The following is an 11,282-nucleotide window of genomic DNA, read 5'->3' as shown; positions in this document are numbered from 1 at the left end:
AATGGCTCCAGGCAGGCGCAAGCGCGAACTCGTCCACCTCACCGCGGACCTGGTCATCCTCACCATCACCGGGGGTGCCCTGCGGGTGCTGCTGGTCCGCCGGGCCAACGAGCCGCACCAGGGGATGCTCGCGCTCCCCGGCGGGTTCCTCCGGGGCAGGGAGACGGTGGAGGAGACCGCGGCGCGGGAGCTGCTGGAGGAGACCGGGCTGGACGCCGAGACCTTCCACCTGGAGCAGGTGGGGGTGTACTCGGCGCCCGACCGGGACAGCCGGGGACGGGTGGTGACCTGCGCCTTCCTCGCCATCGCACCGCGGCTGCCGATCCCGTCCGCCGGGTCGGACGCCGCGGCCGCGGGCTGGGTGGAGGTCACCGAGGCGATGTCGCCGGAGGTCACCCTGGCCTTCGACCACGACCACATCCTCGCCGACGCGGTCGAACAGGCGCGGCTCAGACTGGAGAACACCACCATCGCCACCGCGTTCTGCGCCCCCCTGTTCACCATCGCCGACCTGCGCGAGGTGTACGAGGCGGTGTGGGGCATCGAACTCGACCGCCCCAACTTCCACCGCAAGGTCACCGACGCGGAGGGATTCGTGATATCCACCGACGAGAAGCGCCACCCCAAGAACGGCCGACCCGCCACCCTCTACCGCGCGGGCCCCGCCGCCGTCCTGCACCCACCGATGCAGCGGACCCCCAGGTCCCATTCGTGAGTCAGTCGAGCGTGCCGGTGAAGTGCCAGATCACGTTGGCATCGGTGCAGGCATCCGGTATGTCGGTGTAGATGCGGTAGTCGCCTTCGACCCGGTCGGCGTTCCACTGGCCGTTGACGACCTTGCCGGACTTGACGGTGAAGGTGATGGCCGCCGCGGTGTGGGTGTCCACGCCTTGACAACGGTACGGCCTGTCCGGCGTGCCCGTGGCCGACCAGGTGCCCCCGGCAACGGAAAGCCGACTCGGCGAGGGCCAGTCCACGACGGTAACCAGGCAAGCGTTGGGGCACCCGGAAACCTTGAGTCCCCTGGTGAACGTCTGCAGCCCCGAGCAGTCCGACAGGTTGCACGTGGTCAGTGTGCCGCTGAGGGAGTACTGTCCATTGAGGATGGCACTGTCCGGCTTGTCCAGCCAGTCCCGCTCCCCCGCGGTACCGCTCGGCCGGTTGATCTGCTCACGGCCAGCGAGGGTGAACGACGTGATCGCGGTGGGAGCAGGGGTCACCTCGACGGTGTGGTCGGCCGCGAAACCCGGCCACGGCGTACCCCGGAAGCGCTCGGGCACGCCCGTCGGCCGGTCCAACCGGGTGCCATCGCCGCAGCGGATCTTGGGCACGCCGTGCTGATCGACCAGCACCGAGGTCCCGGCCTGCAAGACGGCCGCATAGGGGTAGGGCGAACTGCCGTATGCACCGAATGCGGTGACGCGGGTGTCCCATCGCAACACCACCGCCGTCAGGTCATCCGACGGCAGCGGGCCGCACTTCGATGAGCCGAGCACCCCGGTGTACAGCCGTGGTTCGTCGCCCGCCGCCTTGTCCCCGTGTGCGGCGTCGACCGCCGTATTGGACTCCGCGGCCAGCAACACGGCGCTGACCCGGTCATCCTCGTGCCGCACCACCAAGAGCACGACCGCCACCGCCGTACCCAGGGCGACTCCCGCCACCGCCCCGCCCCCGTACGGGTTCCGCAACCGCCGCGCGCATCGGACCAGCACCACCACCATGGTCCCGACGACGATCGGCAGCCCCCATCCGATCCCTACCGCCGGATCGACTCCCGCCTCGTAGACGGCCGCTTCCCCTGCCGGATGCGAGAACACCAGCAACGCCACGACGTATCCCACCGTGCAAACGGCCGTGACCACGGCGACGACTCCGACCCTGCTCCGCCACACCACCACGGCGACAGCGGCGCAGGGCACGAGCCAGAACAGCGCCAACCACCCACCGGCCGACGCGACCCACATCCCGCCGTGGTCGTTCCCCGCGCGGTCCACAACCGTGGGCAGCACGAGGAACGCCACCAGCCACACCACCACCTCGCCGCCCACCACAGATGGACGACGCCGCTCAGCCACCGACCCTCTGGTAGGCCAACCCGATGTCCTGCAACGGCTTGTCCACGTTCGCCGCCACCGTTGCCAGTAAGTCCTTCGTCACAACGGCAAACAGGAACTCGCCGTCCGCGCCATACAGCCCCTTGTGTTCGAGCTGCCGCACACAGACCCACTTGCGCGGCGAGGTATCTGTGCACTGCATTTGTGGGTACACCCCTGTGGCAGTCCGGACGAACGACCACAACTTGCTGCCCTCCGCCACGGGCAGGACTACATCAATCGCTTCGGACTGGAGCTGCACAGGGGGCAGCGTCACGTCCGGCTGTGTGGTCGTGGGCGCCGGCACGTTTGCCTTGGTAGGCAAGGTCGTCTGCGGAGTCGCGGTCGGGGTGGATTGGTTCGCCACGAGGCTCCTGCCCACGAAGAGGCCGACAACGAACACAGTCACCACGGACAGCAGGATGATCGCCACCCGCTGCCACCGGTTGTGTTGCCGGAGCAACTGCTCGGCCCGCCCGACGAACCTACCCGGCCGCGTGGACGGCGCTTCCCATGCCTTGCCTTGCAAGCGTTTCCGCAACGCGTCGATGACATCTTGGTGTGGGTTCGCCAACAGCGATGCCACCAACATGTTGGTGAAGCGCGTCGAGTGGCTTTGGGCGATGACATCCATCGCGTGCCTGCGGGCCTGCGGGTCGCCCAGGTTCTCCACCTGCGTGCCGTAGCAGGCGTGCCCCAACTTGACCAGGCTGTCCACCAACGCGAACTGGTCGATCCGGTCGGTGAGCCGATCGATGTCCTCGACGGTCGTCGACTTCCAGAGGAGGTCGCCGCCGCGCGCGACGGCGTCGAGCGTGGCCTGGAACTCGGCCATGGAAGTGGCCCGCAACAACGCGTCGACCGCCGAGGTCGGCGCGGGCCGCGACACGGTCGCGGCGGGCTGGGCGACCTGCCGCACCGCGTTCTCCTGCGGCTGTGGGTCAGGTCGGCGCGCGATCGGGCTGGGCACGGTGGGAACCGGAGCCTCGACCTGGTTTGCTGTCGAGGGCTGGGCGCCCGTCTGGTCGAACATCCGGTCCACGAGGCGTTGGGCCTCCGCCGACAACACGGCGGGCTGGCTGAGGTCGACGTGGACGCGGTTGGGGCGCCGCTCATCGGGCCATGCCGAGAGGAACACCAACTCGGGCAGGTTCTCGAGAGTGTCGCCGTGCCGATGTTCGAAAGTCGAGAACGTCCAACTCCGGTTGACACCGAGACTATTGCGCAGGTAGACGTCTGCAGCGACGTAAATGGCGCGTAGCAGTGGTACTTTGTCTTCTTCCCGGCAGTTGATGATACTGATCGGAGCACCCGGCTGCGGGAGCATGGTGGTCAGCACCACGCCCAACAGGCCCCGCACTCGATTCGCCCGCTCCACCGACAGATCATCCGCCACCGCGGCCAACTCAGCCGCGGTGATCTCCCTCGGTGGTCGTTTGGCGCTGGACCTGGCCTGCCACTCCGGCCACGACTCCAGACCCATCGCGATCTCCGGGGTCAGAACCTCCGCGGTCCCGGTCAGCGCGTGCGCGTCACCGCGCCCTGCGGAGTGCCCGTCGGCAAACCGGGTGATCACGGCGGCGGTGCCGTCGGCAAACCGCAGGTAGCTGAACGCGCGCGGGGGGACCTCACCGCCGCCGTCGACCTTCAACCTGGTGTGGTTGCGCAACTTGCTCGCCCAAGCGTCCCTCGCCGAGGCCCCGGAGAACGACGCGTCCAGCAGGGTGTGCTCGCCGCGTGACTCGTTGAAGCCGAAGAACAATTGGTGCACAAGGAGTTTGGTGCTGGTCACGGCATGCCCACTCTTTCCGCCTCGGGACCGGTGATCATCCCCGTCATGGCCAGGATGGACACGAGGGGTTCCAGCACCCGGGTCGGGTGGAACCCACGGGGGAAGACGTTCTTGCCCGCCGCGGCGCCCTTGGCCGCCTCGCCGCCGCTGGCGGAGACGAAGTGCAGGGTGCAGCGGGGGAACGCCTGGTACGGCTCCAGCGAACCGCCCGCGCCGGAGTGGTGCAGGAACGCGTAGACGTCCCGGCTCTCGGCGCGGATCCGGTCCGCGTCGACCGAGGTTTCGTCGCCGCGGCGCAGCCAGCGCTCGACCGGGGGCGCGTACCGCAGCCGGTCGGCCTTGGTGACCGCGACGACCGCGGGCAACCGCTTGCTGCGCAACCGTTCCACGGCGAGGTCGAAGGCCAGGTTCTCGGTCCGCCGGATCACCTGGCCGTCCGGGCCGCGGTCGTCGCACGGGTGCACGAAGATCACCGCGGTGGCGCCGATCAGGAACCGGGTCGACCGGTTGCGGGCGTCGATGTCGCGCAGGTCCTCCCCCGCCACGTCGAAGAACGTGATCGGCCGGACACCAGCGGGCCCGCGCAGCAGCAGGATGTCGGCGGCGTCGGAGATGCCGGTGTCGGTGCCTGCCAGCGCGGCGCCGCGTTCGAACTCCTCGATGAACTTCTCGCGGAACGACCGGTGCCGCCGGTGGTCGAGCGCCTTGACGGTGATGTCGTACGGCGCCAGGCCGTTGAGGTAGGCCTGTCGGATCATCGCCGTCAGCAGGTGGGTCTTGCCCGAGGCGCCGCCGCCGACCAGGCCGATGACCATCGGGTCGCCGAAGTCGCCGAAGGTCGCGGGCAGGTAGTGCTCCTCCTGGGTGTCGCCGGACGGGTTGGGGCACTGCCGGTAGCCGCGCTGGGCGAGGTCGGCGCGTTTCTCCGCGGACCACGACGACGTGTCGATGTGCAGGTAGTCGCGTTTCTCGTCGTCCCACACCGAGATGATCGGGTCGTGCGACCAGGGGAACTCGTCGGCGCAGATGGGGCAGCGGATCAGCCGGGGGAACGGGGTGATGCCGGTCATAGGGTCACCGCCGCGGTGATGATGGCGCAGGCGACGAGGAGCATGGTGCCGAGGAACGGGAAGACGCGTTTGCCGCGCTTGGCGGGTTTTCCGCCGTTGGCGGACGGGTTGGGGAGCTGTAGGCGTTTGGCGAGGCTGACCTGTTCGAACCGTTCCCGGCCCGCCGAGTAGTTCACGTCGAGGTCGTCGGGGACGGGGAACCGGGTGTTGTCCCGCAGGCGCCGCAGCAGTTCGACGGGTTCGGGGCGGTGGTCGACGGGGTTGTCGAACACCGGGGAGAGGACGGTGCGCAGGCCCTCTGGGTCGTGGCGGTGGTCGGGGAGTTGGTCGCCGGGGCGGGCCTGCAGGCGGGTGACGCGGATGAGGTGACCGGCGGCCCACACGTCGTCACGGGCGCTGACCAGGCCGGTTCCGGCTGTCTGCTCGGGTGAGCGGACACGCGTGGTGGACGGTCGACGCGGTTCGCCGACCCGTTCGGCGGACTCGAAGTCGACCAGTTGGACGTGGCCCGCGTTCCAGCGCAGCGCGTCCGGGCCCACCGAGCCGTGCACGACCCCGGCGGCGGAGGTGTACTGCAAGGCGCGCAGCAGGCCGAGCTCGAACTGGCGGATCTCGTCGTCGTCGAAGCGCGGTCCCGGTCCGAGCGCCACGCCGCGGTACTCGTGGAACAGGGCGAACGGTTCCTCGGCGTCGACGTTGTAGGCGACCAGGTGCGCCAGCTCGGAAGGGTAGTTGGCGCCGTATGCCTGCGCGAGCCTGCAACCCGCGCGGATCTCGTTGTCCAGCAAGGCGTAGAGCGCGGGGAGCCGCGCGCCCAAGGCGGCGGGGACGTACTTGCGCACGAAAGGCGCACCCTTGACCCGCACCAACTGTTGGGACAGCCGCGCCCCCGGGGTCTGGAACTCGTTGACGTCCTCGATGGCGATCTCCTGCCGCGCGCCGAGGACCGTGCGGCAGACCACTTGCCGCGTCCCGTTGCTCACCCGTTCACCCCTCCACTGCTGTACACGTGCAGCACCGACTCCGCGCGCAGCGGCAGCAGCCGGAGCGCGCCGACGAACTCCCCGCCCTCGCTCCACACCACACTCGGATCACCCGCGAGTCCGGTGTGGACACTGTCCCGGCTCAGCGCCCGACGCAGTTGGGCGGGCGCGAAGCGGACCAGTACCGGTTCCACCGCCGTGCTCAGGTAACGCAGTTGGCCGCCCGCGCAGAGCTGGGTCATGTCGGCGCCCGCATGGGTGCGCAGGGCGGCGAGCGCGTCGGGCGACTCCTGCCAGGTCCGGTTGAGCATGTCGTCGCGGGTGCTGTTGTCGCTGCTGTGCGTGGTCGACGACAGCAGACCCCGCCTGCGCACCTCGGTGCTGTACTCGTCGACCAGCCGTTCCAGCCGGGCCGCGTAGACGCCGGGGTTGGCCCGCAGGGCAGACTCGGCCGCGGGCCACGCCGGTTGCAGCGCGGTCCTGGCCAGGTCGACCAGGTCGCCGCGGACGACGGTGTACAGCTCGCGCGGGACGGGGCGGGCCATCTGTTGTCCACCTGGGACGGACAACGCGGGTGGGGGGAACAACTGGTCCCCCGTGTCGACGAGGGTGCCCGCCACTTCGTCCAAGCCCGCGGCGACTTCCGCGGCCGCGGCGGCTGTCGCGCGCCTTCTCAACAACGGCAACCACTCGCGGGCCGTGGTGTCGTCGGCGACCGTGGTGAGTTCACCGATCGCCGTGCGCACCCCGTCGATGGCGAACGCCGCCCGCCACTGGCGAACCGCGCCGCGCCAACTGAACGCGACCACGACGGCGGAGACCAACACCACCGCGACCGCCAACAGATCCGCGACCAACTCGGGCATCAGCGGCCGAGCGAGTTCGGTGACCAAGCCACGGGGTAACGCGCCCGCCACCGCCCCAACGAGAGAACTCAGGCCATAGACGCTCAGCGCCGCCGGGACGACGGTGCCGAACCCCGGTTCTCCCTCCGGCCCCGGGCGCCGGGCGAGGAACAGCCACCCAGCGCACGTCCACCCCGACGCCAGCAGCGCACCGGCGAGCCAGCCGGTCCACCCCGGTCCGAGCAGGAACGCGACCGCGGCGCAGGTCAGGAAGATCAGCGGCAACGCCAGGATCGGGATCGGCCAGCGGCGGAACTCCGGTAGCGACAACGACAACGGCCCGATCGCGGCCACCTGGTCCAAAGCGGACACACAGCCCTGCGGTTTTGCCGACGCGGCGAGCTGGCGCAGTTCCCGGCTCACCGTCGGCAACGCGGCCCCGGCGGCCAGCCGGGCGTCGACCGCCTGCCGCAGCGCGCCCGCGATCTCGTGGCCGTCAACATCGCGCGGGGCGGGGGCTCCCAGTTCGCGCACCGCGTCCACCGACGGGTGCCCGACCTGTAGTTGGCCGTCCATCCGGTTGAGCAGTTCGCCGACGCCCAAGCGGTAGTTCTCCGCCGCCTGCCCGGCCCACGCCGTCTGGGTGGCGATCGAACCGGTCGGGCGAGCGGTACCCAACAGGGCCTGCGGCGTGCCCACCTGCTTGGCAAGCGCCGCGACGTCGGCGAGCCTGCGCAGCGCCTCGACCCGCGCGTCGCGCACTGGTCCGGTGAGTACCGCGCCTTCGTGGCCGCCGAGCAGGAACGACTGCCGGATCGTGACGCTGATGTCGTCGGTGGCGGGCTGGTCGGCCGCGCACAGCGAGCGGACCGCGGCGGCCCGCGCCTCGGCCAGCTCGGTCCGGTCGACAGCGTGCGAGACCAACCGGATCCCGGGACTCGCGGCGGCGGCGGGCAGTTCCTCGGCCGCGGCGACGACCCGGTCGAACAGGGTGGGGTCGCGCAGCGCGGCCACCAGCGCGTCGAGGTCTTCACCCGGTCGGGCGGCGGGGCGCGGCACGGTGTGCTCGGGCGCCCACTCGACGCCGACCGGGTCACCGACCCACAGCACGGTGGCGTGCCGGAGCGCGGGCGGCATGGTCAGCACGACCCCGTCCAGCGGGTCGCCGGTCCCGGACTCGCCCACCGCGACGCAGATGACGTCGGTGACCATGTCCGCGCCCACCAGCGACAGGTATACCTCGGCGTGCACGGCCAACTGGTCGGCCGAGTCCACCACCACCACGCCGCCCGCGGGCGAGCTGGGCGGCGACCCACCGTGCCGAAGATCGACGACGACCACCTCGGATGTCCTCATCCCCGCTCCTGCCCACCGAGCCGGAACGAGGCCTCGACCTGTTCCCGCAGGTCGTCGAGGTTCTTGCGGGTCCCGTCGACCGGCAGCCGGAGCGCGGCAGGCAGCAGCTCCGACCAGAACTCGGCGAACACCGCCAACTGCGGGTCGACCCGCAGCACCCGGTTGTCCCTGGCCTCGGCGACCTTGGCCAGCTCGCGCTCGGCGAGGTCGACCAGCGCGGTGAACTCCTCCGCCGGGCGGGACGGCGAGGTGGCGGCACCGGCGGGGACGCTGGACATCAACCGGGCAGCCAGGCCGCGGCGGGTCGGGTTGTCGTCGGTGATGATCCACCGCTCGTAGGCCTGCAACACGCTGGCCCACGAGGACAGCGAACCCAGCGGGGCCAGCGCGAGCTCCATCGACACGGCCTCGCGGCTGCCCAGGGCGACGGTGATCCGGTCCGGGCTGCACGGGTCGCCGACCACCTCGATCTTGCCGTCCCACGCCGCGCAGAGCAGCCGGTGCAGCACCTGCGCCCGGTCCCGCCGGTCCATCAGCAGGTAGTCGCCGTGGTCGAGCCTGCGCCGCCAGGACAGCGTGTCCATCGGCTTGGGGGCCTGCTGGGCCACCGTCCACAGCTTGATCACCTTGCGCAGCTCGGGCACCTCGGTGACCCCCATCGAGCTGCGGTTGAGCACGACCACCATCGAGTCGGCCTGCACGGCGCGGAACTCCGGCTCGCCGACCATGTCGATCGGCAGCGACACCTCGTGCCGCAGGAACCGCTCGATCTCCACGTCGTGCTGGGCGGCCGGGTAGGTGAACAGCACCTTCAGCGCGGCGTGGCCCTCGGGGGCGAACCCGCCGGGCACCAGTTCGGCCAGCTTCTGCCGGAACCGGTTGAGGTCGCCGTCGGTGACGCTGTTGTCCCGCCGCTGCACCGCGTTGGCCAGCAGGTCCTCCATCCTGGGCACCAACGCGGGCCTGCTCCGGTCACCGGGGCGCACCCGCTCGGTGACCGCCTCCTTGATCCGCTGCCGCACGTCGGCGACGGCGGCCTCCGGGTCCTTGCGCCCCTTGTCGAACGCGGCGACCCAGCCGTCCTGGCCGAGCAGCAGGTTCAGCAGGTGGCCCTCGTGCGCGTTGGGACCGAGGTGCTGGGCGAAGTCCTGCTTCAACCGGGCGAGCACGCCCTGGTAGAAGCCCTCCAGGCCGCGGTCCTCGGGCGGCAGCAGGTAGGCCACCCCCACCCTGGGCTTGTAGAGGTCCTTGGACCGCTGGTCGAACAGGTGCGGGTCGGTCTGGGCGTGCGCGACGAACGCGCCGTGGATGGCGGTGAACTCCTCCACGAACGCCTGCCACGGCCTGCTCCACAGCCGGTGGCTGTCGTTCCAGGCCGCGTTCCAGATCCGCCGGGTCTGCCACTGGTACCAGTTGTCCTGGGCGCGCAGCACCGCCCGCACCGGCTCGTCGACCAGCCGCATCCGCTGCATGAACCGCTTCGGCAGGTTGGTCGGCATCGGCGGGACCGCGTTGTTCATGCCCGGCGGCGTCGGCGGCGGCGTGCGCCACCCCTCCAGCAACGACCGGAAACCGCCCTTGTCCAACGGGTCCACCAGGTCGCGGTGCCCGAACACGGTGCGCCACAACCGGAAGAGGTCCACGTGCCGCAGCACGGCCGTCGCGGCGGCGGACGGGTCGTAGTCCTGCGCCAGCGCAGCGACCGGGGCGGCCAGCGCCTCTTGGCCCCGATCGATCGCGGCGGCCATGTGGTTGGCCCGCTCGGTCAACGCGGCGACCACGGGTCCGTAGCCCACCGGGCTGCCCTGTGGCGGAATCCGCGCCGGGGCGGCCTCCAGCACCCGGTCGAGTCCCGCGGCGGTGATGAACTGGCGGATGTGCTGCTTGTTGGTCTCGACGGCGCCGGGCGGTACGAGCAGTTCGGTGACCGCGTTGGCCAACAGGTGCGACGACACCACGTCGGTCAGTTCCAGGAGTGGAGTGGTGAGCGCCGCGACGGCGCTGGTGGTGACACCGCGGCGGCCGACCCCGGTGTCGGCGGTGGCGTGCCGGTCGACCTTGCTGTTGATGAACCCGTCGGCGAAGGACTGGTAGGACCGGGTGGCGGCCCCGTCGTCGTCGTCCGGCTCGGTCGGCCCCGCGCCGATGAGCGAGACCATCAGCGACACCATCGACCGGTTCAGGTCGTCCCGGCGCACCCCGCCGACCGGCCTGCCGAACAGGAACGCGGTCTGGACCACGTTCGGCTGCAACTGCACCTGCCCCATGCCGGGGTAGCGCACCGACACGGCGCCGTGCGTACCGCGCGCGTCGAGCGCGTCCGGGGACCCCTGCGCGTTCTGGTCGTCGATGAGCCGGAACAGGTCCACCAGCGCGGAACCCGCGTTGAGCTCAGCGGGCCTGCCACCACCTTGGCCGTCGTCGAACGCGGAAGGCATGAGCACCAACGGGTAGATCTCGGCGCGCTTGCCGCCGTCGTGCATCAGGTTGCCGATCAGGTGCAGGTAGTCGTAGAAGATCCCGCTGCCCGTGCCACCGGCCACGGAGAACACGACGAACACGACGACCGGGTCAACCTGCTGGGCCCGCTTGCCGCTCACCACATACAGGTCGCCCGCGGACTCGTTGATCGCGGCCAATGCCTCCTTGACCCCCAGCAGCGCCGTGTCCGCGTTGCGCCGCAACGTCTCGAACAGCACCGCCCGCCCGACCGTGGGCAGTTGCCCCGCCCCGCGCACCAGCGGCCCGATCCGCGGGTCGCCCTCCTTGCCCGGCAACCAGTCGATCGTGTCCTCGTCGGTGTTGATCCGCAGGCTCTGCGCCACATCGGCCGAGTTCGCCAACTTCGCGGGCACCAGGTCGGCGATCTGGTGCATGGTGCGCTGCGCCGCCTGCTCGTGCTCGCGGCCGGGCACCACCTCCCGGCGCACCCGGTGCAACTCGGTGGTGCTCAGGTCCGCGTAGACGAACTGCAGGCACGACGGGAGTTGGTAGGGCAGGTAACCGGGGTCCTGGATCTCCCCCACCAGCCTGGTCCCGTCCGGCCCGCACAACTCCTCACGCAGTCGCTTCTCCAACTCGGCACCGACCTTGCAGCCGGTCCCACCGAGGCCGACGAACAACATCGGTTGGTAGATCCTCAT

Annotated in this window: 7 protein-coding genes; 1 reads left to right on the top strand and 6 read right to left on the bottom strand. The window is 70.6% G+C overall.

What is annotated here, in order from left to right; genetic code table 11:
* The first annotated feature begins 1 nt into the window (after position 1).
* Entirely contained in the window at positions 2-715 is a 714-nt protein-coding gene (locus H504_RS0114625; RefSeq protein WP_026423380.1) for an NUDIX hydrolase, read from the top strand.
* A 1-nt stretch (position 716) separates the two neighbouring features.
* Here the strand turns inward: H504_RS0114625 and H504_RS0114620 are convergent, their stop codons facing one another.
* Genes H504_RS0114620 through H504_RS35110 form a run of 6 tightly spaced genes read right to left on the bottom strand, consistent with a single transcriptional unit; the run spans position 717 to position 11,282 of the window.
* A complete protein-coding gene (locus H504_RS0114620) occupies positions 717-2,075 on the bottom strand; it encodes a DUF6777 domain-containing protein (protein ID WP_157440417.1) in 1,359 nt (452 codons plus the stop codon).
* Positions 2,068-3,885 (bottom strand): hypothetical protein, encoded by a 1,818-nt coding sequence (locus tag H504_RS0114615; protein WP_026423378.1) that lies wholly within the window; start codon positions 3,883-3,885, stop codon positions 2,068-2,070. The genes H504_RS0114620 and H504_RS0114615 overlap by 8 nt, the downstream gene beginning before the upstream one ends.
* Complete coding sequence (locus H504_RS0114610) at positions 3,882-4,955, bottom strand: GTPase domain-containing protein (protein ID WP_026423377.1); 1,074 nt, start codon at positions 4,953-4,955, stop codon at positions 3,882-3,884. The genes H504_RS0114615 and H504_RS0114610 overlap by 4 nt, the downstream gene beginning before the upstream one ends.
* Complete coding sequence (locus H504_RS0114605) at positions 4,952-5,938, bottom strand: serine/threonine protein kinase (protein ID WP_026423376.1); 987 nt, start codon at positions 5,936-5,938, stop codon at positions 4,952-4,954. The genes H504_RS0114610 and H504_RS0114605 overlap by 4 nt, the downstream gene beginning before the upstream one ends.
* Positions 5,935-8,139, bottom strand: coding sequence for a hypothetical protein (locus H504_RS0114600; protein WP_157440416.1), 2,205 nt, complete (start codon positions 8,137-8,139; stop codon positions 5,935-5,937). The genes H504_RS0114605 and H504_RS0114600 overlap by 4 nt, the downstream gene beginning before the upstream one ends.
* Positions 8,136-11,282 carry a tubulin-like doman-containing protein gene (locus H504_RS35110; RefSeq protein ID WP_051385863.1) on the bottom strand — a complete coding sequence of 1,049 codons (3,147 nt, stop codon included), beginning with the start codon at positions 11,280-11,282 and terminating at the stop codon, positions 8,136-8,138. The genes H504_RS0114600 and H504_RS35110 overlap by 4 nt, the downstream gene beginning before the upstream one ends.

Source organism: Actinokineospora inagensis DSM 44258 (assembly GCF_000482865.1).
In the GTDB taxonomy this organism is placed as follows: domain Bacteria; phylum Actinomycetota; class Actinomycetes; order Mycobacteriales; family Pseudonocardiaceae; genus Actinokineospora; species Actinokineospora inagensis.
Note: the sequence above shows the minus strand (reverse complement) of the source record. Positions and strands in the feature narration are given on the sequence as shown.